The sequence below is a fragment of the Reichenbachiella carrageenanivorans genome (assembly GCF_025639805.1).
GTDB classification, from domain to species: domain Bacteria; phylum Bacteroidota; class Bacteroidia; order Cytophagales; family Cyclobacteriaceae; genus Reichenbachiella; species Reichenbachiella carrageenanivorans.
In genome coordinates this window covers 592805-618938 of sequence record NZ_CP106735.1, presented here as the reverse complement: position 1 = coordinate 618938, position 26134 = coordinate 592805, and the positions used below count along the sequence as shown (strand labels likewise).

Sequence of the window (26134 nt, the reverse complement as noted above, 5' to 3'; positions counted from 1 at the left end):
ATGAACGCAGCAATGATGCTTAAAAAAGATAAAGGGACTCAGTTCAAAATGCACCCTAAGAAGTTTGCACTTTGGCTATTTATGGTGTCTATAGTGATGATGTTTGCTGCTCTGACGAGTGCCTATGTGGTAAAACAGTCAGATGGCGTATGGTTAGACTTCGAATTGCCAGTGGTATTCGATCTGACTAGTATCATCATCATTGCGAGTAGTGTAGTGATGCAGTTGGCATACTACTTTGCTAAAAAAGACGAAATTGTTAAGATGCGTTTGATGCTTTTTTTGACTGCCTTGACAGGGGTTGGCTTTTTGATAGGCCAGTATTTAGGATGGCAAGCATTGGTGGCAGAAGGGGTATATTTTGTAGGGAATCCTGCAGGATCTTTTCTTTATGTGTTGACAGGATTGCATGGTTTTCACCTCGTCAGTGCATTGATATTTATTGCAGTAGTGGCTGTTGCCGCTTTCAAGTATAAAGTACATTCTAAAAGTTTAGACCAACTCGAAATGTGTGCCACATATTGGCATTTTTTGGGTGGACTTTGGTTGTATTTATACTTATTTTTGACACTTAATCATTAAAATTAAAATTTCAGATCATGGCTGGTTCAGCAGTTGTAGTAGAAGAAAATAACGAGAAATTGTGGCAGGGTGGAACAGAACCCATGAAGGCCAGTTATGGAAAACTAATGATGTGGTTTTTCTTGCTTTCAGATGCATTCACATTCTCTTCATTATTGGTAGCATATGGATTGATTAGATATAGTCATCCGGCATACGAAGGCGCTCTTGAGAATTTTGTATTCTCACAAGAGTATTGGCCAGTTCCAGATATGGTGTTCAATGGTATGCCATTTTTGCACGGTATTCATCTGCCTTTGGTATTTGTCGGTATCATGACCTTTATTTTGATCATGAGTTCGGTTACGATGGTATTAGCTGTAGAAGCTGGCCAGCGAAACGACAGGCAAGCGGTAGAAAAGTGGATGCTTTGGACCATTGTAGGTGGTTTGACTTTCTTGGGTTGTCAGGCTTGGGAATGGACTCACTTTATCGTAGGTACTGACGATGGAGGAGCGCTGTTGGACGGCTCTATTTTCTACGGAGCCAATTTGTCTATGAATCAATATGGACCTCCAAACTTTGCAGCACTATTCTTTTTTATCACAGGATTCCACGGGTTTCACGTATTCAGTGGTGTGGTGATCAACTTCATCATCTTCTACCAAGCAGTAGTAGGTAAACTAGAGCAAAGAGGACATTACGAAATGGTAGAAAAAGTAGGCCTGTATTGGCACTTTGTCGATTTGGTTTGGGTATTTGTATTTACCTTCTTCTACCTCATTTAAGTTATAAAAACATTTCATACGATGGAACAAGAAAATAAAACTGTAGCAGTAATTCCTGCAGATAAAGCGAAGATCAAGCACATATGGATGGTGACTTTGTACCTATTTTTGATCACTGCAGGAGAGTTTATAATTGCCTTCACTTTGGATGCTAGCCCTATTAAAACGGTCGTTTTCATTTTGATGACAATTGTGAAAGCCTACTATATTATGTCTGAGTTTATGCACTTAGGCCATGAGACCAAAGGCCTGAAATGGAGCATCGTAGCGCCACTTATTTTTGTGACGTGGCTGATCGCTGCACTGCTGATCCAAGGAGATGCTATCTTCACTGCGATCTATGGAGGTTAATACATAAAAAACTGATTTGAAATGCCGTTGAGAGACGGCATTTTTTTTTGTGCGAAATGAATAAGATAAAAATCATTATGTTGTTTGTGATACTGGTATTTCCAGTATTGATTTACCTCTTCCTTCAGAGTTTTGGCAAAAATAAATTTGCTATTCCTGTGTATTACGAGCAGGGAGTGTTAGCCAAGGATGGTTGTCCTACGTTACCAAACGGGCAGCCTTATCACGTTGATGAAGCGGCGGTGAATCAGTTGCTTGGAATCAGTCAGCAACAAAGCGTGTCTGTATATGAAATAGGGAATACAGATACGGAGTCGCTCAAAAATAATTTGTATACTTTTTTGGAAAAGTATAAAGATAAAAAAGAGGTGCAACTCTTGTCTATCAAGGCATTGAACGATACCATATTTACTCGTACACGTTACGATGCTTGGCAGCGATATAATCTAGCAGATAGCAATTTGATGCGCCTCGGAAGATGTATATTGCACTTGGATTTGAATAGCCAACTCAAGGCTGATAGTGGGTTGGTTTTAGTTGATCAGCAGCAACAGATTAGAGGGTATTATGACCCTTTAGAACTGAAAGAGATTGATCGTTTGAATACCGAGATATACATTTTGCTCAGTGAGCAATAAGGAGTAAATCCCTTAAAATTTAAAAAGATGAAGGATAGTAAAGTAGCATTGTTGGTAATCTTGTTGATCTCTATTACCATACCAGGGTTGATCGGTGTATTTATGTTTTCTCCGTATAAAATTTCGGCAGACTATGTTTGGCTCAAAGACATACCTGCCTTCAATGCATTTATCAATTCATTGACAGCAATCTTTTTGTTGATGGGCAAGCGATATGCTAGGCAGGGAGAGATCTTGTGGCATAAATTCTTCATGTCATTTGCGCTTACACTTGGAATCATCTTCGTGTTGGCTTATTCACTGTATCATTCTACCAGCGTGTCTGCGGTATTTGGAGATACGAACCTGAATGGTATTCTAGAGCATGGCGAAGAAGTGAGAATTGGCAATTTGAGATATTTTTATTTGACGGTACTGTTGTCGCATATTGCCATGTCATTTGTGGTTGTACCATTTGTATTGTTTGCCTTTTATTACGCCATAGCAGGAGAAATAGAAAAGCACAAAAAGACAGTAAAATACACATGGCCTATTTGGATGTTTGTATCTGTCACAGGTGTTTTGGTTTATTTCTTAGCCAGTCCATACTATCCTCAATAATTTCCGTAGAATCTTTTGAACGCTAATTAGTAGTCAAATGAAAAAGGCAATATTGATAATCATCGCATGGGTAGCTTCTACTATAGAAGTACTGGCACAGTGTGCCATGTGCAAAACCACAATTGTCAACAACGTGAGCCATGGAGAGTTGAGTTTGGCCGAAGGGTTGAATTTTGGTATTATGTATCTTTTTGTGACACCCTATTTGGCCATCTTGGTAATAGGATTATTATGGTATAAAAAAAGCAGAAATCATGCAAATAAGAACATCAAATCAAGCGCTATTCGCATGTAAATGTCCGCGTTGCCGTCAGGGAGATATGTACAAATATGCTTTGACCAAAAAGTGGTTTAGTATGGAAATGTACGAAAAATGTCCAGAATGTAAACAAACTTATGAACCAGAACCTGGGTTTTATTACGGAGCCATGTTTGTGAGTTACGCTTTTTCGGCAGCGATCACATTCATTACAGGGTTTGTTTTATACAATTTTTTCGGTAATCCAGATACTTGGGTATATATGGCAGTGGTGACTGTAGCAGTAGCTATTCTCTGGCCAGTGATGTTCAAATATTCAAGAGCTATCTTTTTGCATATCTTCGGAGGCATCAGATTCGATTCCAAATACACGGGTTAACGTAATTTTGTGTATTTTGATCGAGCGATTTTAATACCAGAATTATCAAGACTAAAAAATATATATTTTCAGGATTAGGCCTGTCAGCTATTGCATTGGCTGTCTTGGTATATCTCATTGCTTTTTCAAAAATCGACGTAGACCATGAGGTTGATCATATTGAGAATGTGATAGCGGAGCATTATCAGAAATTTGATAATGCTTACGAATTGGCTAGTGATCAAATCCCATTCTTTAAACCTATACTTGGCGTAGATTTTTTGGTATATAACCAAAAAGGCAAATTAGTCTGTTGGACGGACAACCTGCTCATCCCTCCACTAGAGCAATTTTTGCTATCACCTACGGCTCCACTACTCTCCTGTGAGCAAGGTGAATATCTTTATAAAACTTATGACCAAATTTCTGATCGAGAATCTTTCAAAATCATTGCTTTTATCCCCATTCGGAGAATTTTTGACTCTTCCCTTCGCTCATTTCCTGATGAATATAACCGCACCATCATTCCCAATAACATGGAGATTGGCTATGGGCTACAGTCGATCCCTATTCAATTTGGAGGCAAAGAGCTAATCAATGTACAATGGAGTGGGCAGTCTAATTATGCGCCAGAGGCTAATTATCTAATCTTATTTACGATTGTCTTACTCTTTGGTGGCTTATTTTTAGTCATCTATTATTTGACCATAGAGATACAACTTAAGAAAGGATTTGGCTATGGAGCGGCATTTATGATGTGCGCTTTTTTGATCCTGAGGGGGGCATTGGTACTTGCAGAGTTTCCAAGTGCCTATTTCAAACTTGGTGTATTTGCAGGCTCTACTTTCAGGTTTGAGTGGTTTTATTCTAGCCTTGGCGATGCCGTCCTCAATGTACTGGCACTCAATATATTTATGGTCTATATGCTTTCGCAAAAAGCAGGTTTTGGAGATTGGATCAGTCGGCGGTGGATTAATGCGATTGCCTTTCTGAGTATGCTGCTTGGCTATTTTGTGTTTTACCTTTTTGCAGATACCATACAGATTGTGTTAGCACATTCTCAGATCACATTAGACATCACCGAATCTCTGCGGTTTCCGCTGGATCGAGTGGTGGCCTACATGCTGGTCTCTCTTTTTGCTACGCTCTATTTTTTAATCACTTATTTTGGTTTCGAAGTATTCAGGCAGGCAGATGGCAATAGACATCACTTTTTGCGGATACATTTGGTTTGTTTGCTCCTATCTGGGGTAGTCTTGTCGAGCTATGATCATCTGTGGCTAGTGCTATCGGGCAATCTCATCTATCAGATTGTCGTATTTCAATTTAGACTGCCAGCCAATCTCAAAAAACTGCGGTTCGATAGCTTGAATTATCTCATTCTTTCGGCCATTTTGCTGGCACTTACAGGTTCATTCTTGATCTACAAATCTTTCGAAAAAAAGGAAACCAATAAGATCAAAAAATTTGCGACCTACTTGCAGCTAGATCGAGATATCGATGGCGAATATTTGCTCTCTAGTATCATGAAGCAGATCAAAAACGATGTAGTGATCAATAGTAAAATGATCAACCCGCAGAGCCAGCATGCTAGTATCGTTCAGCGTATCCGTAGAACCTACTTCAATACCTATTTCAATAATTATGAAATTGAAATCGCACTTTTTGATGATAAAGGGCAGGCAATTTCTACTAAGCACAAGGGACAAAACATAACTGACCTGAAGAGAAAATATCAAACTAAAGGATATGCGACGAGTTACAGAGGAATTTATTACGACGGACAAATGGATCTTCGTAAACGCAAAAAGTTCGTTTGTTTCGTAGAGCTAGAGCGTTATCAAAACGTGACTGGTTATTTAGAAATCGAATTGCGCTTGAAGAAATTTTCTGGTAAGCGCGTGCTTCCTCAGGTGCTGGTCGATCGTACCCAGCGGTCGACTACCGATTATGATTATGCCATATTTCAGTCCGAAGCACTCATTTACAAGTCTGGGGATTTTGATTATGAGTCTTTGGTATCTAAGGATGTGCTGGCGAGTCCTGTTTTGTATACTGAAGGTATGGAGGTGAACGGGTATTTCCACTGGGGTGCAAAATCTGATGTGAAGACAGTTTTGATATCTAGCCCCGTGTACCCTAAGTCCAACATCATATCAAACTTTTCCTTTTTGTTTGCCTTGTTTTTGGGTGTAGCCAGTTTGGCCTTTGCGGTCAACTACCTGTTGCAGCCAGACAGAACCATCCAACTCAATTTTTCTACTAAGATACTGCTGTATTCAGGAGCTTCATTTATCATCCCACTCATACTTGTAGGCTTGGCCGTGATGACTAGCACAGATGCCTCAAATAAGAAAGAAATAGACAAATCTAATCTGAAAAAAGCGCTTGTGATGACCGAAGATGTCAATGATCATTTGAGTTCTTTTTATAGTAGAACAACCAACCGAGAGCAATTAGAAAACGGTATTTCTGAATTGGCCAATCACTCAGGTATGGATCTGAATGTGTATAGTGTGGAAGGGCGCTTGCTGGCATCTAGTACGCCCATGATTTTCGAATCCAATATCGTCTCCGACTATTTGGTGGCAGATGCCATGGATCAGTTAGTGCGCAGACGCAAGGAGAGTTTGATCTTAGACGAGTCTATAGGGAATTTTCGGTACAAGACATCCTATGTGTCTATTCTATCGCCAGAGTCGGGAGAGTTGTTGGGAGTGCTGGCTGCACCATATTTTGCATCCAAAGATCACCTGACTCGCCAGCAGTTACAGGTATTTGGCAACATCATCAATATTTTTACTTTCGTTTTTATTTTATCGATTCTGATTGCGTATTTCATTATTTCTAAACTCACCAAACCGATTGTGGCTATTGCCGACCGTTTGCACCAGACTGGTTTTGTGCAGGTCAATGAGCCCATCGAGTGGGAAACAGACGACGAAATCGGTACTTTGGTCAATGAATACAACAACATGCTGAGTAAGCTCGAAAGCACCAAAGTAGAACTGGCTCGAAACGAAAAGGAAGCCGCTTGGCGTGAAATGGCACAGCAAGTGGCGCATGAAATCAAAAATCCGCTTACGCCTATGAAGCTCACCATTCAGCATCTACAGCGTATCATGGAGGAGAAGAAGGGAAACAAAAAATCGCTAGATATTCTGCTCAGTCAGATCGATACCTTGGATGAAATAGTGACATCATTTAGTCACTTTGCTAAAATGCCTACACCTGAAAGCGAGCCATTTGATATCCGTCAGGTTCTCGAAAAATCGATCGATTTACATGTAGATAAAATGATCAAAAAAGAGCTTGAAAAAGGGGCTTTTGATGTGATGGGTGATAAAAAGCTGTTTGGTCGTATTTTTAACAATCTCATATTGAATGCCTTTCAGGCAATGAAAGCACATAAGGATCCCGTACTCAAGGTATCATTGCGTAAGACAGACGATCATCAAGTGAAAATCCAATTTCAAGATCACGGAGAGGGCATACCTTTGAATATTCAAGACAAAGTATTTATGCCCAACTTCAGCACGAAGGAGACGGGTTCGGGTATCGGTTTGGCTGTCGCCAAAAGAGGAATAGAGCATGCAGGAGGAGACATTTGGTTCGAAACCAAAGAAGGGCTCGGTACGACATTCTTAATCAAAATGCCACTATACCCACCCGCCTAATGATCAGGATGGTCTCTCATGCTTATGCCATTTCGGGTATTCACCGATGGGCTTTGATGAGTGTACTACTCTTCATATCTACTTGGCTTCAGGCTCAGTCTTCTCTGCGATGTATATCTATAGAGGGGGGGAGTAGGTCTTTAGTTTTGTTAGATAGTATGGTCATTGAGCCTGAGTCGATTGTGCTCACTCCCCAGGTTGAATTTTCCTACGACGCTGATACTCAAACATTGAAGCTGGGAGCTGACGGCGCCTCTTCAGTAAGGGTGTGCTACCGCGTGTTGCCACTACCTAAGCAGGCCACTTATGCACACAAGTCTAGAAGTCTCTACGATTCTACAGCAGCCTTTAGCGAACGCCCCACGATCAATAACTATGTGTATGAAAAGGAAGAACTTTTTACCACGCCAGAAATATACAAAACAGGTAGCTTGTCTCGTGGAGTCACCTTTGGCAATTCACAAAGCTTGAATGTCAACTCAGTATTCAATTTTCAGATGGACGGTAAACTGTCCGACAATCTCAACATAAGAGCTGACATCACCGATCAAAATGTGCCTTTTCAGCCAGAAGGCAATACGCAGCAACTTCGGGAGTTCGACAACATTACTTTCGAAATTTATAATGAAGATCTTTCGCTCAAAGCGGGCGACGTAGTACTCACCAATGGCAAGTCCAACTTCATGCGATATTATAAAAACGTGCAAGGAGGGCAGTTTGACATCGTTTATGAGATCAGTGAAAAAGTGAGCGCAAGGTCTACGGTAGCCATTGCCGCTGCCAAGGGGCAGTTTGCGGATGTTACTGTAGCAGCAGTAGAAGGATTGCAAGGACCCTATCAGTTACCTGGACCAGATGGTCAGCGGTTCATTGTGGTGATGGCGAATTCAGAACAAGTGTATTTGGATGGCCGTCCACTTACCCGAGGTTATAATCATGACTATGTCATTGATTATAATCTGGGTGAAATTACATTCAATCCGACGGTACAGATTACGCAGTTTTCAAGAATCAGGGTAACCTACGAATATTCCGATCAAAACTATAGTCGATCCGTGATCAGTGCCCGACAGGAAATTAAAACAGCCAAAAGTTCTTTTCATTTGGAATATTATAGGGAAAAAGATAACGCCAACAAGCCCTTAGCCTTTGTGCTTTCGGATGCTGACAAGACGCAAATGAGCCTAGCAGGAGACGAACTTTTACCCGTGCCTATACATGGAGCCAGCGAAGCAGATTATAATCCCAACCTAGTTTTGTATGAAAAGCGAGATACGCTAGACTTAGATGGAAATGCGCATAGCATTTTCGTCTACTCCAGAGATTCTTCTCTACAACTCTATCGTGTTTCTTATTCGAATGTAGGTGCTGGTCAGGGTGCCTATGAGCTCTTGATCAATGATGTGAATGGCAGGGTGTATCAATGGGTATCGCCGAGTAGTGGATTGCCCCAAGGTGCGTATGAGGCGGTACGGTTTGTACCTGCGCCTAATTCGCGTCAGCTCTTGGTAGTAGGAGCAGAAACCCATCTCACCAAGCATGTCACGGCCTTTGGTGAGATGGCTTTTTCTAATCAAGACCTGAATTTATATTCGCCTATAGGTAATGAAGACAATCAAGACTTGGCTTACAAAGTGGGACTCAAGGCTGATTATGTGCCGCTTCAATGGATGCCAAAGTCGACGTTGAGTGCAGCTGTAGATTTTGAGTATAATGGTGCCGATTTCAAATCCATCGATCGCTATCGGTCGATTGAGTATGATCGTGATTGGAGTTACCAACCGCAGAATGATACATTCCGCACGGCAAATCATATTTTCAATAGTACGCTACTCATTCACCGTGATTTTCAAAATGAGATATTAGGTAGATTTTCTATGCGTCAAAAGGAAAATGCTATTGATGGTTTCCAGCATGAAGTGGATATCAAGAAAAGTTTGGGAGCTTTCAAATGGGCTGGTGGACATTTTTATTTACAGAATGAAAATCTAACCGAAAAATCAAAATGGAGACGATGGTACAGCGAAATATTTATGGATAAGTTTTTTGTAGTACCAGGGTACAAAATTCAGCAAGATGAAAATGAGGTAAAACTGGCGGCAAATGATTCACTCTATCGCACAGCCATGAATTATACCGCACATCAATTTTACCTGAGAAATAATGATTCGCTCAAAGTAAATTATCGATTAGATTATACCTTGCGTGAGGATCGTAATGTACAGGATGGCTTGATGCTACCTTATGCTAGGTCAAAGACCGCTTCGGCTAATGCTTCTACGTATATCAATAAATCTAATCGGCTAGATCTGACTTTTACCTATCGTCAAGTGGCTTATCAGGAACGTTTCGATTATCTCGAAGACGAAAACTCTATATTGGGTCGTCTCAATTGGCAAGGAGGACTATTGGATGGTCATATCCGAACGGACTTGTCTTATGCTACGTCGAGTAGTAGAGAGCTATTGCGTGAGTATATCTATGTGGAAGTAGCCGCAGGTGAAGGCACACATACTTGGCGTGACCTAAATCAAGATGGAGTACAAGACCTTACGGAGTTTTTCGATGCGGTCAATTTTGATGAACGCACGCACATTCGTGTATTTGTGCCCACGACAGATTTTGTGAATGCCTATAATACCGTCTTTATCTTTTCGATCAATTCGCAAATGCCACGGAGATGGGTCAAATCAGGAGGTATAGCCGAATTGCTGAGTAAAATCTCTAACCGGTCGAGTGTCAATATCAATAAAAAAAACACCAACGATGATTTTAGTTCGAGGTTTAATCCCTTCGAACTCAATATAGACAATGCCGATTTGATCTATGTCAGAGATGCTTTGCGTACGGTCTTCTTCTTCAATCGCTCGGGAAGAGGGTTTGGTGGCGATGTGGGCTATCAGGTCAATCACTCCAAACAGCTGATCACTAGAGGTATAGAGTCCAGAGCGAATCGTGAATACACACTCAATTTGAGAATGCATCTCAGCCAGCAGTTCACTCTTACTGGTGGATTCAAAAGGTCTGAAAAAGAAAACGCCTCGCAGTTTCAGGAGAATAGAAATTATCTAATCAAGGCAGAAGAATTGATGCCCAGTCTCATTTGGCAGCCCGCCAACAATTTGCGATTCAGTAGCTCTTATCGTTTGGCAATCAAAAACAATCTTCAAGTGGCAGACCATGGAGAACATTCTGAAATCCATGAATTTTTGTGGGATGCTCGTTGGTCCAACGGAGTCAAAAATGCTTTGAATGCTAATTTTAGAGTATCAAAAATCGACTTTGTGGGTGACCTCAACAATGCGGCTGCTTACGAACTATTAGAAGCCCTGCAGCCTGGCGTCAACTATTCGTGGCAGTTTAATTACAATCAAAAACTGATTTCAGGTCTCCAAATGACCTTGGGCTATGAAGGGCGAAAATCCGTAGATCGCCCTACGATACACATGGGAAGAATGCAGGTTACGGCCTTGTTTTAGATGTTTTGTATAAAACCGTTAACCGTTGGATTAGACAAGTCTATCGAATTAATCCCGCACTTGGTATAAATAATTTTTATCTGGACAGCAGATTAGAGTACTTCGAATAGAAAATAAATCTATCCTGTTATGATGTTATTAAGTTATCTAGTTAAAAAAGGAGATGAGTTCTACTGGAAAATGTTCAAACTTGTAGCCGCACTGATCAGCTATTCTGCATTTTTAATGCTACTTTGGTTTCATACGTAATCAACCTCGCTGACGCTTTACATTTCTCATCAAGTTGTTGGCAAAAATGAAGTCTCTAAGTTCTTTGACTTCACAGTCAAAAATAGATTCATTGTTGCCTTCCCATAGTTTTTCTCCTTGGTAGAGAAAAGAGATTTTATCTCCAATCTCCATTACGGAGTTCATATCATGGGTTACTACTACGGTAGTAATATTGAGCTCTTCTGTGATCTCCTTGATTAGATTATCAATGGTGATTGATGTTTGAGGATCAAGGCCAGAGTTAGGTTCATCACAAAATAAATATTTGGAGTGATTTACAATGGCACGAGCGATGCCGACACGTTTTTTCATACCTCCACTTATTTCGGACGGCATTTTCTCGTTTACATTAGTCAGCTGCACACGGTCTAGGCAGTGATTGACTCTGTCTAGTTTTTCTTCTTTGCTCAATGTAGTGAGTACATTGAGCGGGAACATGACATTTTCTTCTACAGTCATAGAATCGAAAAGTGCGCCACCTTGAAAAAGCATACCAATCTCTCTTCTTATTTCTGTTTTTAGATTTTTGTCTGCGTGGGTAAAATCCCGACCATCAAATAAAATCTGTCCTTGGTCTGGCTGGATCAGTCCTACTATGTTTTTGAGCAATACACTTTTTCCTGTGCCACTGGCACCAATGATGAGATTGGTTTTACCCTGATCAAATTTGATGCTGATGTCACGAATGATCTCTTTGCCGTTGAAAGACTTGCTGATATTTTGTGCTTCGATCATCCTTATAGCAATATATTGGTAAGTAAAAAATCGGCAGTTAGGACTCCGATACAGCTGTTGGTTACGGCAGCTGTGCTGGCTTGGCCTACTTCCAAAGCTCCCCCACTCGTGTAGTAGCCTTTGTATGCAGATATAGAAGCGACTACTAGCGCAAAGGTGAAAGACTTGGCCAGAGCGAAAGTCACATTGTATTCTACAAATTCGTATCGGATACCGTAGATGTATTCATAGCCAGTCAATACGCCAGTGAGTGTACCAGCCAGATAGCCACCTAGGATACATAAAAAAGCAGAGATTACGACCAACATTGGGTAAGTAAAAAAGGAAGCAATGATTTTGGGTAAGACCAAGTACGAAGCAGAATTGATTCCCATCACTTCGAGAGCATCTATCTGTTCGGAGATACGCATGGTGCCAAGTTCTCCAGCAATATTAGACCCTACCTTGCCAGCATAGACGATAGCCATTACCGTAGGTGCCAGTTCCAAAATAGTCATGTCTCGTACGACCAATGAGATGACATAGTTAGGAATGAAAGGGCTGACCAAATTGTAGGCGGTTTGTAGTGTAGTCACCGCACCTATAAATATAGATACAATAGACACAATGAAAATAGAGTTGATCCCGATTTTCATACTTTCATTCACGGTCAGTCGTACATAGGTCATAAAACTCTCACGTCTTACAAACAGAGATCCAATAAAAAGTATAAAACGTCCTATACTACCCATTCTGATTTTCAATTTCGCCACCAAAATAACAATTTTAGACTATCTCTCAGAATTTAAAATCACTTTACCAGCAATTATTTTTGTAAACCCTTAATTTGCCCTTCTTATCAAATGGAAAGCTATGAATAAGACAATTGTAGTGTCTGGTGGTACTAAAGGAATTGGTCGAGCCATTATTGAAAAATTTGCTTCGGAAGGTTTTGATGTGGTGACTTGCGCTCGAGACCAAGAGCATTTGGAGGAATTGGCACAGTCGATCCAGACTTCTTACGCTGAAACCAAAATATATACCATGAAGGCCGATTTATCTTCGGTTGCTGACACGAAGCAATTCGTTGAGTTTGTGAAAAAATCTGCTGCTAGCGTAGACGTATTGGTTAACAATACAGGCACCTTTGTTCCAGGTGAAATACATAGCGAAGCTGAAGGAGCCTTGGACCTGATGATCAATACCAATTTGTACAGCGCCTATCATTTGTCTAGGGGATTAATACCACAAATGATTGAAAACAAGCAGGGCGACATTTTCAATATCTGTTCTGTTGCAGGGCTCAAGGCTTATCCCAATGGCGGGTCATATAGTATTTCTAAATTCGCCATGCATGGTTTGTCGATGGGCTTACGCGAAGAATTAAAGCCTTATGGGATTCGGGTCACGTCCGTACATCCTGGAGCTACACTCACTGCTAGCTGGGAAGGTGTGGAGCTCCCTGAGGAGCGATTCATCAAATCATCGGATGTAGCAGATGCGATTTGGGGTACATATCAAATGTCCAGAAACTCAGTCATTGAAGAGCTAGTCATTCGCCCACAGCTCGGCGATATTTAAACGCATATACTGATCTTTTCCATCGTTTCCAACTTTGGAAAAGCCTGTCATCACTATTTTTGTACCATGTCTGATTCACATAAATATTGTCCTTCTCTCACGGCTTATCAGAGAAGAAAAACCATAGAAGTAAATATAGGTGGCGTGCCACTAGGTGGAGAAAACCCCATTAGAGTGCAGTCTATGACCACCATCGACACCATGGATACGGAAGGCTCGATAGCGCAATCTATCCGTATGGTGGAATCTGGGTGTGAATACGTGAGAATCACTGCGCCTAGTATCAAGGAAGCACAAAATCTTGAGGAAATCAGAAAAGGGCTAAGAGCCAAAGGCTATGACGTACCACTGGTGGCCGACATTCATTTTACCCCTAATGCAGCCGAACTAGCCGCTAAAATTGTAGAGAAAGTCCGAGTGAATCCCGGCAACTATGCGGATAAAAAGAAATTTGAAGAACTGGCCTATACTGATGAGACCTACCAACTAGAGCTGGAGCGTATTCGTGAAAAGTTTGAACCATTGGTGAAAATCTGTAAGGAAAACGGCACAGCTATGCGTATAGGTACCAATCATGGGTCGTTGTCAGACCGAATCATGGGTCGTTTTGGAGACACGCCATTAGGGATGGTAGAGTCTGCTCTTGAGTTTTTGCGTATCTGCGAGGACATGGATTATCATGACATTGTCATTTCTATGAAAGCCAGCAATACACGTGTGATGGTACAGGCCTATCGTTTATTGGTACACAAGCTAGAGGAAGAAGGGCTAAAGGCTTATCCGCTTCACTTGGGTGTGACAGAGGCTGGAGATGGAGAAGATGGCAGGATCAAATCTGCTGTAGGAATAGGTGCATTGCTAGAAGATGGTCTGGGAGATACAGTTAGGGTTTCGCTCACTGAAGAACCGGAGTTTGAAGCACCAGTAGCTCAAGCGTTGATCGATAGATATGCCAACCGAAGCGGGCATGCGGGCATAGTTCCATTGGCGCAAATCCCAGTCAATCCTTTTGTGTATGAAAGGCGAGCGACAGGTGAAGTATTAAATTTTGGTGATCATAATGTGCCTCGGGTAATTGCGGACTTTAGCCAGAAGGCTAAAATTACAATCAAAGATTTGCGAGACATCGGACACTTCTATTTGCCCGAGCCAGACAAATGGCGAATGAACGATACGGGTGCCGACTATGTATATTCAGGCAGTCAGCCTATAGACTTTATGTTGCCCAATGGCTTGCAAGAGATTCTAGATTATGAGGTTTGGGCTGGATTGGGTGATCAACGCAACAAGTACCCATTGCTTTTGGTAGATCAGCTGTCGGAGGTGGCACAGGATCAGGTGGTTTTTGTCAAGATGGAGGCCCATGCCTTAGATCAGATCGATAAGTTGAAAATGCATCCCAAAGCAATTCTACTATTGCACACAGACAATACGCATGCCATGGCATCGCTGCGAAGATTCATTTTTGAGCTCACCATAAAGGCAGTGGAGCTGCCTGTTGTGATCAATTGGCACCAAGAGATTTCGGACACGGAGGATTTTCAGTTGGCCTCAGCCACAGACATTGGCGGGCTATTGATCGATGGTTTGGGAGATGGTGTAATGCTAGCAGGAAACGGGAATAAGAAAGTAGAAAACGCAACGGCTTTTGGCATTTTGCAAGCTGCCAGAACTCGGATGACCAAAACGGAGTATATCTCTTGTCCGTCTTGCGGACGCACGCTGTTCGACCTGCAAGAAACTACCGCTATGATAAGAAAGCGTACGGATCACCTCAAAGGGGTGAAGATAGGTATCATGGGCTGTATCGTGAATGGCCCAGGGGAGATGGCTGATGCGGACTACGGATATGTGGGGTCAGGCAAAGACAAGATTACTCTCTATAGAGGGCAAGAAGTGATGAAGCGGGCGGTGCATTCGGACTATGCCGTAGACGAATTGATTCAAATCATAAAAGACGATGGCAACTGGGTAGAGCCCGAAGAAATAGAAGTAATTCAGGACTGATGGAAGAAAAGAAAGAAAAAGGTACGTTGAAAGAATTTTTCTCACTTGGAGAGGTGTTTGGTTATTTTTTTAGAAAAAAAGACCCCAACGTTAAAAAGGACATCAACTTGCGTATGATGCATGGCATCAACAAGTTTACAATTATTGCGTTTATTTTAGGTCTAATCTATTTCATTATCAAAAAACTATTCCTGCAGTAATGGTCAATATTGAGTCTTTCAGATCCTATTGTTTGTCGAAACCGGGCACGTCCGAAGGCCTCCCTTTTGGAGACACCACCTTGGTATTCAAGGTAATGGGCAAAATGTTTTCGCTGTGCAGTGTAGACAATTTTGACTTTATCAACCTCAAATGCGATCCTGAACGTGCACTCGAACTTCGGGATCAATATCCAGCCATCTGCCCTGGCTATCACATGAACAAGAAACACTGGAACTCGGTGTATATAGATGGTTCCCTATCAGATACTTTGATTTATGAGCTTGTGGATCATTCGTATGATCTCGTAGCTGCCAGTCTTACCAAGCAGCTAAAACAAGAATTAGCAGAACTCAAAGGATAGTCTTTTTGTGTGTCTTAATGAAAGGTATAAATCCGTTGATCAATAGCTATCAAAAAAACAGCTATGGTTTTTCTTTTTCTTTTTTGGACATCCGATATTTTGTATTAGCTTTCAAAACCATAGTATCCTAATATGAAAATTTTTGGGTTTTTCACGCCCAACACCTGCCTATCCTTACCATTTCCAATCCTATCTAAATAGCGCTTTTGCAGACTTGGCAGAGCTGTTTTTTCCTGTATCACGTACCGAGGCAGGACAGGGCAGCACAGCGAAGTATTTGTTCACTAATAAATTAGTGAAAATTATAAGTCTAACTATTTAAGTATGAACAAACATTACAAGATAAAATTCTACAGAATGATGGGGCTAGCCATGGTTCTGTTATCCGCTGTGTGCTCTGCCTATGGACAGAGTAGGGTGATCAAGGGGAGTGTGACTGACGCAGATGGCGGTACACTTCCAGGAGTTACTATCCTTTCGGAAAGTGGGGTAGGTACAGTGAGTGATATCGATGGCGCATTTTCATTATCGGTAGGGACTGAGGTAAAGACACTCAAGTTTTCATACGTCGGATTCCTTACACAGGAGGTAGATATATCCAATCGAACAGTGGTGGATATTTCATTGCAGCCAGATACTGAAATGCTGGAAGATGTGGTAGTGGTCACAGCACTGGGTATTTCTCGAAAGAAAGAATCTTTGGGCTATGCCGTGACTGAGCTAGACGGAGAGGAATTGGCTGAAGTAAAATCACTAAACGCTGTAAACAGCCTCTCAGGTAAAGTAGCCGGCGTAGACATTAGCCAGCCCAATACAGGAGCAGGTGGATCGTCCAAAGTGATTATCAGAGGCAACTCAAAGATATCAGGGACGAACCAGCCATTATATGTAATTGATGGTGTGCCGATGGACAATGGAAGCCTAGGGGAAGCTGGTCAGTATGGTGGTCAGGATTTGGGCGACGGTATATCTTCTGTAAACCCAGATGATATCGAATCTATTTCTGTACTAAAAGGGCCAGCAGCTGCAGCATTGTATGGTTCGCGTGCAGGTAATGGTGTCATTATGATTACTACGAAAAAATGGAAAGAAAACGGAGGCAACAAATTTGACGTAGGTTTTTCTTCTTACTTCACTGCCGACCAAGTAGTAGGCCAATATGACGACGTACAACGTGTCTATGGGCAGGGGGGAGGTACTCCTCCTAAAAATCAAGGAGATGCTACCTTCATGAACAGCTGGGGCGCTAAGCTAGATCCAAACTTGGAGTTTGTGCAATTTGATGGGCAAATCAGAGATTATGGTATCAAGTCAGACAATATCAAGTCGTTTTTCAGAACAGGTACTACACTGCAAAATTCGGTAAATTTTTCTGGAGGTAACGAATATGCCAATTTCAGATTCTCAGCCTCAGATGTGAGAATGGAAGATATAGTACCAAATAGTGGATTGAGAAGAAATACTTTCAACCTACAGGGTTCAATGAAAATGTGGGACAAGCTAGACTTGGATACTAAAATCACCTATACCAACGAAAACGTAGACAATAGACCTTATTTAGGATATTCAGGAGCCAACTCCGCTTTGCCTTTGATGCAGTTGCCTGCTAATATCGATCAGAATTGGTTGAGAGAGGGGCGTGTGGACGACAATGGAGATTATATCTATTGGAACTCCAGTACAAGGATCATCAATCCTTATTACTCCCTATACAACATGAAAAATGAGTCTGAAAAGAATAGAGTACAAGGCTACATGGCTTTGACCTACCACTTTACAGATTGGTTAAATTTGAGAGTAAAATCAGGGTTGGATACTTATTCATACAAGTATTATAACTATGCTCCTAAGACTACGCCTACCCAAGAGGATGGACAAATGACTGAACTCAACGCCAGAACTACAGAACTTAACTCTGAGTTTCTTTTGACGGCCACCAAGACTTTTGGGTATTTCGATGGCTCGTTGTCGCTAGGCGGAAACTCTAGACAGTACGAAAGCAATACAACCAATGTATTAGGCAAGGGTGAATTGGCCAGAGGGATTGTGTCTATCAATAACTACAATGAGTTTACGATGACCAAACAAAATCCACGATTGGAAATCAATTCCTTTTATGCCTTTTTAAATGTAGGCTACAAAAACTTTGCGTTTATAGATGTGACGGCTCGTCAGGACTGGAACTCTACTTTGCCAGCCGACAATAACAGTGTATTGTATCCTTCATTCACAGGGTCATTGGTGCTGTCAGAGGCATTAGATATCAAATCGAAAGTATTATCATATGCCAAGTTGAGAGCATCTTACGCTGAGGTAGGCAATGGTACCGAGCCTTACGGCTTGCAGCGATCTTTTTATGGTTTCCCATACACTTTGGATGGCGTGTCTTTCACCACTCAGTCTGGTGATCTCATTCCCAACAAGGACTTGAGAGCTTCTCTGACCAAAGGTTATGAGTTTGGTATAGATGCCAAATTATTGAACTGGAGAGTAGGGCTAGACGTGACCTATTACAACCAAACTACACACGATGAAATAGTAAGACTTCCGATTTCGCTTTCTAGTGGAGGGCGTGATTATATGCTAGTAAATGCAGGAGAAATCAACAATAAAGGATGGGAAGCCATGTTGAATATCGTGCCAATCAAGACTTCGAACCTGAGATGGGACCTTACCTTCAACTACTCTAGAAATAGAAACTCAATTGTGAAACTGCATGAGTCTGCAAAGACACAGGAGATCGCAAGAGCGGACTGGGTGAGTTCATTCATTCGTGCCGAAGAAGGCGGATCCTATGGAGACATTATGGGATATGATTTCAAACGCATGGAAGATGGCACCCCTATCGTAGGAGCTAACGGCATGCCGATTCGTTCAGACGAACAAATTGTCATTGGCAATGGCCAGTACAAATGGATTGGAGGGATTACCAATAAGGTTTCTTACAAAGGGGTCACACTTAGAGCACATATCGATGCGCGATTTGGAGCGGATATACTTTCGATGACCAACATGAAACTCACCCAATGGGGTAATCATGTACAGACGCTCGAAGGTAGAGAAGGCTGGACGCAGTCGGAGCTCGAAAGAAACCAAGCGGGTATTGCTTTAAACGACTGGGAAGCTACAGGCGGGTATCTAATGGCAGGCAAAGTAGAAGTACAAACCATGGATGCTAACGACAACCCTGTAGTAGATGAAAGTGGTAATCCTGTATATGAATACGTGGAAAATACTACTTATGTAGATCCAAGATTGTACTGGGGACAAGTGGCCAATAGTGCCATCACAGCACCTTTTGTATATGATGCCTCTTACGTGAAACTGAGAGAAGTATCACTTTCTTATACCCTTCCGAATGAACTGCTCAAAAACAGCAAGTTTATCAAAGGAGCTACCATTTCAGCAATCGGAAGAAACCTATGGCTCATCTGGTCTAGCGTACCCAACATAGACCCAGAATCTACCTACAGTATCAGTAATGGTCAAGGGTACGAATATGGTTCATTGCCACAGAGAAGAAGTCTAGGTTTTAATATCAAATTAAATTTCTAAGAAAATGAAGAGCAATAATTATATAATTCTAGCATTCGCGTTGGTACTTAGCCTATCTGGCTGTGACGACTTCGGTGATCTTAACACTGATCCGACAGCCGCTACAGTACCCGACGCCAAATCGCTGATATCTACTGTTCAGACTAGATTTAGTGGAGATAGAGAAACTGTTTGGAGAGCTAATTTTGGCTACCATATGACCATCATGCAAATGGTGTCTGATGGGTGGACAGGCGCACATGGGCAAGTGTACTTGCCAGATGCCAGCTATTTCGAATACCTATGGAAGGCCTCTTATATCAATGCCAATGATTTGGAAATTGCCATAGAGACGGCGGCTCAAAATGAAGTCAACATCAACTACCATTCTGTAGCCCGAATCATGAAGGTGATGGTTTTTGCACAGCTCACCGATTCGTATGGAGATATTCCATACAGTGAGGCCTTGAATGCGTTTTCTGAAGGCAACATCAAGCCTAAGTACGATGCGCAGCAAGACATCTACACAGATTTCTTCAAAGAATTGACAGAAGCTGCCGATCAGTTGGACAGCGCCAAGCCACTCGAAGGAGATTTGATTTTCAACGGAGACGTAGAGAAGTGGAGAAAGTTTGCCAACTCACTTCGGTTGAGGTATGCCTTGCGTTTGGTCAATGTGGATGCCGCTACGGCTCAGACAGAAGCACTCGCAGCATTGACTGGCGGAGTCATGGAGTCTTACACAGATGCCGCTTATGTCACTCATGGCAACAACGATGTGATCCTGTCGAGCACGGGAGGAGTAGAGATCCGAGGCAATGGATTTTCTCAAGTGCAGCACTTTGCTGAGCAGATCACAGTGGCCTGCGAAACATATGCTGGCTACATGAAAGCCAATAATGACCCAAGACTTCGTATGATGTTTGGGATCTATGGAGCAGAGTCTTCTAATTCGGCTACGAATGACAAATTCAAATCTGTGACCCCTACCAGTATAGAGGTGACCGAGGAGTATCTGGCACAAGAGGGAGAGCTTACCGCTTATCCTCCAGGATACTACTTGTTCGACAATACAGATGCTGAGGGGATCACCTGGACGCCGATCAAAGTAGAGAAAAACGGGGTAGATGTAACGCTCACCAAGTATTTCAAATCATTACAAATCAATAGAGAACTCACCGCACTAGACATGCCATCTATGTATATGTCGTATGCCGAAGTAGAACTCTACAAAGCTGAAATGGCCGCTAGAGGCTGGGGAGGTACGGGCGTATCTGATGTAGCTACTCACTTCGAAAACGCTGTTTTTGCAAGCATAGACGAATTAGAAAATGTAATGGATAGCAGACCCGTCTCTGGTGTGGTTAGCGATTATGTAGATGATCTTTTGGCTACTGGCACGTCACGATTGGAGTTGATCGCTATGCAGCAGTATATGGTCAATTTTTACAATGGTACCGAGGCCTATGCCAACTGGAGAAGAACAGGATTCCCTGTCTTGAAACCAGCTGATCATGCCAATACAGATACCAACCTTAATGGACTGATCCCAAGAAAGCTTCCATACCCTAATACCGAGATGAACTTCAACAGAGAGAATCTGGAAGCGCACTTGGACGATGGAGTCAACTTCTGGGGCGCACCAGTATGGTGGGATGGCAGTAGAGACAGAGGAGTCCTGAAATAATTGATGATTTAAAAGTAGATTATTATGAAATTAAAAAATATAGTATACGGAATCATCGCTGCTAGCTCATTCATTTGGGCTTGTACAGATGAATTTACGAACCCAGAGCTAAAGGATACCGACTTGACTATCTATAGAGTGGGAGAAGGAGGAAACATCAGAGGAGAAGCCTGGTCAGGGTATGGCGTGCTTGTAGGAGATACTTTACAAATGGATCTTCAAGTAAGCCCAGCTGAAGGTACAGCTGTCAAATGGCAACTGGAAAACGGAGAAGTCCTCAACGAAACGTTGAGTTATGAATTTGTGGCTACAGAAGAAGGAGAGCAAAGAACCTATTTCATTGCTACAAGAGGAGACGTAGCCGATACCATTATCTTCAATTTTCGTGGAGAGTTAGAGGGGTATAGCAGTAAGGTCAATACTTGGCAAACAGTAGAATTGCCCAATGGCAAGCAAACAGGAACCTTCACCTATGAGTTTGATATGGTACCTATGAAAGACGGTATAGATGCTGTGACGGGGATTACCACGCTCACTGCAGATACTACTTATGCAGACCTATCGGTAATTATCCGATTCGATCGCACAGGAGTGATAGATGCCTATGACAATGGAGGATATTCAGCAGAAAATGTAATGAACTATGCCAGCGGTAATGAGTACCATGTTCGCCTAGAAGTAGATGCGGCACAGATGACTTTCGATGCTTTTGTGTCTGGAACAGACGGTGTGGAAGTGCAGATTGCCGATGCCTACATTTTCAGAAACAAGGTGACTAATCTTACCAGTATGGCACTTGTGGCAGGAGACTATCTGCTCGATGATCCAGGTACGCACAGAGTGTACAACATCGAAATGGAAACGCATACTCAAAATCAGAAGCCAACATTTGCAGCTGTAGAAGATCAACGCGTGAAAGAAGGAGAAACAGTCACGGTGGCTATCGAGGCCAACGATCCGCTCGAAGGAGTAATGACGATGGAAGCTCAAAATCTCCCAAGATTTGCCACTTTCGCGGAAACAGGCAATGGCAAAGGTATTTTGACGTTCTCACCATATGCTGATTGTGATGGGTGCGATCTAGGCGATTATGCCATAGAGATAGTAGCAACCAATAGTCTAGAGAGCAGCACACAGACGATCAATGTAGAAGTGGTCGATCCTTTTGCGATCACCGATATCCCAGTAGATCCAGCAGATGTAGACGTATTCTTTGGTGCTTATGCCAATGATCCAGCGAAGCCATTCGTATGGTTGGCAGCTCCCGAATTGCTAGTAGGAGGAGGAGTCAATTATGCAGATGCAAACGACATCTACGACATGGCAGCAGTCATGCCGTTCAAACTACCCAATATTCCTGATGGTGAGGAATTTGCTACAGCAGAGCTACAGGCCAATCTGAACAACGTGGTGACCTGGGCGATACAAGATTACGATTTGTACGCATTGCCCTATCGATCATCCTCTTTGGTCTTGGGTACAGATTATTACCAAGGAGTGTATGGCGGAGACCCTAATGCTACGGCTTTGCAGCAAAAATGGGCAGAAAATACGACACCAATTGGAGCTATTACTACCAGTTCAGCAGCCAACACCGCGCTCGTAGATTATCTCAATCAGCAGGTGGCCAATGGCGCTAAAGGAGGCGATTATGTGTTCCTAAGAGTGAATGTGAATGTAGCAGATGCAACCACTTATGGTAGAATAGATATCGACAGTAGCGAGTCTGGTAAAGGAGCTGTTTTGGCAGTCTCATTCAAATCAAAATAAGGTTTAAATTTTATTAAAAGACAGGGATACTCGAGCCCGTCCCTGTTGTTTTTTTATGTGTTAAGAATGATGAAGCAAGTCCCTCCCAGGGGCTTGCTTTTTTTGTATCTGATCACAAGTCTCAACTACTTATAATTTTCCCTTACTTCAAAAGCATTTTGTACAAAAGGTTCATCAAAATGTCTATTCCATAGGAAGTTTAAAAAGCAAATATTTGTTAATGAGGGAGTTATGAGTATGTAGACTATCGTTAGGTGCAAATACCACTCCCCTGAAATCACAGATCGAACCAACCAGTTACAAATTTTTAATTTCAATACAAGCAAGAGAAAAATTAATGTAAAACTATAAACAAGCGATATGACAAAATTGATACGATTAATTTTGATACTATCGATGCTACTAGGGGCCAAAGACTATAGCATCGCCAGTATCAACAAAACGACTATGCTCCTTACTGGAGTCTCTCAAATACCAGCTCACGGCGACGACAATTCAGTGAGCAATAACGGTTCTATGCAATGGGTGGGTTATGCTACGCACCGACTCGGCACCAACAAATATACTTGTGCGGTCATCCCTTTTGAACTACCTGTGTTAGCCGCAGGTGAGCAAATCGCCTCGGCGTCTTTTACGACCTACCTGATCGGCAAATCAGGCACACTCTCAGATGCGATAGACCTATATGCCGTGCCTTACCAAACCTCATCTGCAGTGGCCAGCTCAGATTACTTTGGAGGAGTATACGGTAGTGATGCAGGAGCTACTGCCTTGCAACAGGGCTTTTTGGATAGCAATAGTACTACTGGATCGATCACATCCAATAGCGCTGCCAATACCTCACTTGCAGCTTTTTTGAATGCGCAATATGCCAACGGTGCAGTCGGTGGCGATTACGTATTCATCAGACTCAATATGGACGGTAATACTGGGTCGCAATACAATTATTGGGACATAGCTTCGCAAAACAATACCACTACGGCCAATCGTCCCATACTCACAGTAGACATCCAGTCGTCGACCAATTCTGCCCCAGTATTGGCAGCCATAGGCAGCCAGTATGTAAGCGAAGGTGCCACGGTATCCGTGAGTCTATCTGCTACAGATGCCGATGCCGACGCACTTACTTTTTCTGCATCTAATCTACCTGCTTTCGCTACTTTGACAGACCATGGCAACGGTACTGCTTCTATCTCGTTGAGTCCTGCTGCTGGTGCTGCTGGTACTTATTCGTCTATTGCGGTTGCTGTATCGGACGGCACTGTGAGTACACAAGAATCCTTTTCGATCATCGTGAGTACGCCACTAGCGAACAATGTGTATTACCTAGATCCAGTAAATGGAAACATGGCCAACAACGGCAGTCAGGGAAGCCCGTGGGCTTCGCTAGCGTCATTGGCATATGTAGGGCAGACCTTGCAAGCAGGAGATGTGCTGTATCTCATGGACGGAAACCATGGAACGCCATATATACAAAATTATGTGTTTGCAAATGACATCTATGTAAAACCAGCTCCTGGTCATAACCCTGTGATTACCAGCCTAAGTCTCAACAATTGTCAGCATTGGACTTTCGATGGTGTACGCATAGATGGCACTACTTCTACCATCACCAAAGATGGATTTTTGGTGACCGGAGATGCCAATTCTTCTAATATCACTTTTAAAAACTGTACCATACAGTCGGCAGAGAGCTCTGCCACCTGGACCAAAACAGACTGGTACAACAACGTGAAAGGCGGGATCGATATGCGTGCCGGATACATTACGGTAGAAAATACGACGATCAAAAATACCTATCACGCTTTGTCTTTGCGTGGAGCTTATTCCACGGCAACAGGCAACCTGATCGACAACTTTGCAGGCGATGCCATCAGAGGATTGGGTAGTTTTTCTACTTTCGAATACAACACCGTAAGGGATTGTTATATCGATGATTATTCTATTCAGCACGATGATGGTTTTCAGTCATACAATTTGGAGTCTGATCCCAAAATCGAAGGTATGGTATTGAGATATAACAAATTTTTGCTTTTCGAAGATCCGATTACTCCGTTTGTCATTAGCAACAATTTGATAGGTACCCTCATGCAAGGTGTGATCAATACCGATGGCTATGCCGACGGCTGGATAGTAGAAAACAATCTCGTGGTGAGTCAGCAAGCGCACGGCATTTCCCTCTACGGTGCGAGAAACTGTAAGGTGCAAAACAACACGGTAGTCCAACATCCGTATTTTACAGATACCACAGTACCCAGGATCTACCTCGATGATCAGGGCAAAACTGGACAGACCAACTTTAGCAACATCATCCGAAACAACATCGCTGGTCAGTTCACCACATGGACATTCGACGCTACTTCTACTGTGCAAAACAATGTGGATATCACGACTAATACGGCCAACTATTCAGCGTATTTCGCAGATTATGCCAACCTCGATTTTCACCTGAAAGCAGGTAGCGCAGCCATAGACGCAGGGGTGAATACGGGCGTGACAAGCACAGACCTAGATGGAAATGCCAGAATAGCCGATGGCACTGTAGATGCCGGCGCATATGAATACAACTCAGGTACGGGAGGCAATGCCAGACCTGTATTAGCGGCAATTGGCAATGTGCAGCTCGATGAGCTTGCCACTGTGACCAAAAACCTGAGCGCCACGGATGCAGATGCAGACGCGATTAGCCTTACAGCATCCAATTTGCCGTCGTTCGCTACCCTTACGGATCATGGTGACGGTACAGGCAGCTTGCAGGTGAGTCCTCAGTCGGGCGACGAAGGGACGTACAACGTGACCATATCAGCCAGCGATGGTACAGATACAGATACCGAAGATATCACCATCACCGTAAATCCCGAAGGAGGAGCCAATGCGGCACCCGTATTGGCAACTATCACCAATCAAAATATAGAAGAAGGCAGTACGGTTGCTTTGGCGATATCGGCTACAGATGCCAATGCAGACGCATTGATCTTGTCGGCGACCAATTTGCCCTCGTTTGCCACCCTTACAGATCATGGCGATGGTACAGGCACGATCGTGATCAGTCCACAGACAGGAGATGCCAGCACCACCAATGTGACCATCTCAGCTACCGACGGCACAGCTACCGACCAGCAAGTGGTGGTATTCAACGTATATGCACCAGGCACGGTATCAGGCAATACGTACTACATAGATCCAGTCAATGGCAACAATAGCAATGACGGTAGTCAGGCCAACCCATGGGCGTCTATACAGCCCACGTCTATTCAAAATGGCGATTTGGTTTATCTATTGAGTGGCAATTTTGGAG

Annotated in this window: 18 protein-coding genes and 1 pseudogene; 17 read left to right on the top strand and 2 right to left on the bottom strand. The window is 42.7% G+C overall.

The annotated features are described in order from the left end of the window. The 9 genes from N7E81_RS02245 (at position 1) to N7E81_RS02205 (ending at position 10711) form a co-directional block, all read left to right on the top strand. Positions 1-582 (top strand): cytochrome c oxidase subunit 3, encoded by a 582-nt coding sequence (locus N7E81_RS02245; RefSeq protein ID WP_263051656.1) that lies wholly within the window; start codon positions 1-3, stop codon positions 580-582. A gap of 17 nt (positions 583-599) precedes the next feature. After that, positions 600-1349 (top strand): cytochrome c oxidase subunit 3, encoded by a 750-nt coding sequence (locus N7E81_RS02240; RefSeq protein ID WP_263051655.1) that lies wholly within the window; start codon positions 600-602, stop codon positions 1347-1349. Positions 1350-1370: 21 nt separating this feature from the next. Continuing rightward, positions 1371-1700: a cytochrome C oxidase subunit IV family protein gene (locus N7E81_RS02235; protein WP_263051654.1), complete on the top strand. Its 330-nt coding sequence runs from the start codon at positions 1371-1373 to the stop codon at positions 1698-1700. 56 nt (positions 1701-1756) lie between these two features. Further along, positions 1757-2338, top strand: coding sequence for a hypothetical protein (locus N7E81_RS02230; RefSeq protein WP_263051653.1), 582 nt, complete (start codon positions 1757-1759; stop codon positions 2336-2338). Positions 2339-2365: 27 nt separating this feature from the next. Beyond that, positions 2366-2938 (top strand): DUF420 domain-containing protein, encoded by a 573-nt coding sequence (locus tag N7E81_RS02225; RefSeq protein WP_263051652.1) that lies wholly within the window; start codon positions 2366-2368, stop codon positions 2936-2938. Positions 2939-2975: 37 nt separating this feature from the next. Continuing rightward, positions 2976-3233 carry a hypothetical protein gene (locus N7E81_RS02220; protein WP_263051651.1) on the top strand — a complete coding sequence of 86 codons (258 nt, stop codon included), beginning with the start codon at positions 2976-2978 and terminating at the stop codon, positions 3231-3233. A gap of 61 nt (positions 3234-3294) precedes the next feature. Next, positions 3295-3576, top strand: a complete 282-nt coding sequence (locus N7E81_RS02215) for a DUF983 domain-containing protein (protein ID WP_263051650.1) — start codon at positions 3295-3297, stop codon at positions 3574-3576. A gap of 95 nt (positions 3577-3671) precedes the next feature. Further along, entirely contained in the window at positions 3672-7232 is a 3561-nt protein-coding gene (locus N7E81_RS02210; protein WP_263051649.1) for a sensor histidine kinase, read from the top strand. Further along, the gene (locus N7E81_RS02205) at positions 7232-10711 is read left to right on the top strand and encodes a hypothetical protein (protein WP_263051648.1); all 3480 of its coding nucleotides are present in this window, start codon (positions 7232-7234) and stop codon (positions 10709-10711) included. The genes N7E81_RS02210 and N7E81_RS02205 overlap by 1 nt, the downstream gene beginning before the upstream one ends. A 249-nt stretch (positions 10712-10960) precedes the next feature. Here N7E81_RS02205 and N7E81_RS02200 read toward each other — a convergent pair whose 3' ends face one another. Next, positions 10961-11716: an ABC transporter ATP-binding protein gene (locus tag N7E81_RS02200; protein WP_263051647.1), complete on the bottom strand. Its 756-nt coding sequence runs from the start codon at positions 11714-11716 to the stop codon at positions 10961-10963. 2 nt (positions 11717-11718) lie between these two features. Beyond that, positions 11719-12447, bottom strand: a complete 729-nt coding sequence (locus tag N7E81_RS02195; protein ID WP_263053116.1) for an MlaE family ABC transporter permease — start codon at positions 12445-12447, stop codon at positions 11719-11721. A gap of 121 nt (positions 12448-12568) precedes the next feature. Between N7E81_RS02195 and N7E81_RS02190 the strand changes: the two genes are divergently transcribed. The 8 genes and pseudogenes from N7E81_RS02190 to N7E81_RS19450 all read left to right on the top strand — a co-directional run. Further along, on the top strand, positions 12569-13276 hold the full coding sequence (locus N7E81_RS02190; protein WP_263051646.1) for an SDR family oxidoreductase: 708 nt from the start codon (positions 12569-12571) through the stop codon (positions 13274-13276). A gap of 66 nt (positions 13277-13342) precedes the next feature. Next, complete coding sequence (gene ispG, locus N7E81_RS02185; protein WP_263051645.1) at positions 13343-15283, top strand: (E)-4-hydroxy-3-methylbut-2-enyl-diphosphate synthase; 1941 nt, start codon at positions 13343-13345, stop codon at positions 15281-15283. Further along, positions 15283-15483, top strand: coding sequence for a DUF6728 family protein (locus N7E81_RS02180; RefSeq protein ID WP_263051644.1), 201 nt, complete (start codon positions 15283-15285; stop codon positions 15481-15483). Before ispG ends, N7E81_RS02180 begins: the two co-directional genes overlap by 1 nt. Further along, the gene (locus tag N7E81_RS02175; protein ID WP_263051643.1) at positions 15483-15845 is read left to right on the top strand and encodes an MmcQ/YjbR family DNA-binding protein; all 363 of its coding nucleotides are present in this window, start codon (positions 15483-15485) and stop codon (positions 15843-15845) included. The genes N7E81_RS02180 and N7E81_RS02175 overlap by 1 nt, the downstream gene beginning before the upstream one ends. Before the next feature lie 324 nt (positions 15846-16169). Continuing rightward, entirely contained in the window at positions 16170-19400 is a 3231-nt protein-coding gene (locus tag N7E81_RS02170; RefSeq protein WP_263051642.1) for a SusC/RagA family TonB-linked outer membrane protein, read from the top strand. A 4-nt stretch (positions 19401-19404) separates the two neighbouring features. Further along, positions 19405-21066, top strand: a complete 1662-nt coding sequence (locus tag N7E81_RS02165) for a SusD/RagB family nutrient-binding outer membrane lipoprotein (RefSeq protein ID WP_263051641.1) — start codon at positions 19405-19407, stop codon at positions 21064-21066. A gap of 24 nt (positions 21067-21090) precedes the next feature. Then, positions 21091-22836, top strand: coding sequence for a hypothetical protein (locus tag N7E81_RS02160; RefSeq protein ID WP_263051640.1), 1746 nt, complete (start codon positions 21091-21093; stop codon positions 22834-22836). Between the two features lie 360 nt (positions 22837-23196). After that, a pseudogene (locus N7E81_RS19450) lies at positions 23197-25674 on the top strand (choice-of-anchor Q domain-containing protein); the annotation flags it as partial. Positions 25675-26134: the final 460 nt, after the last annotated feature.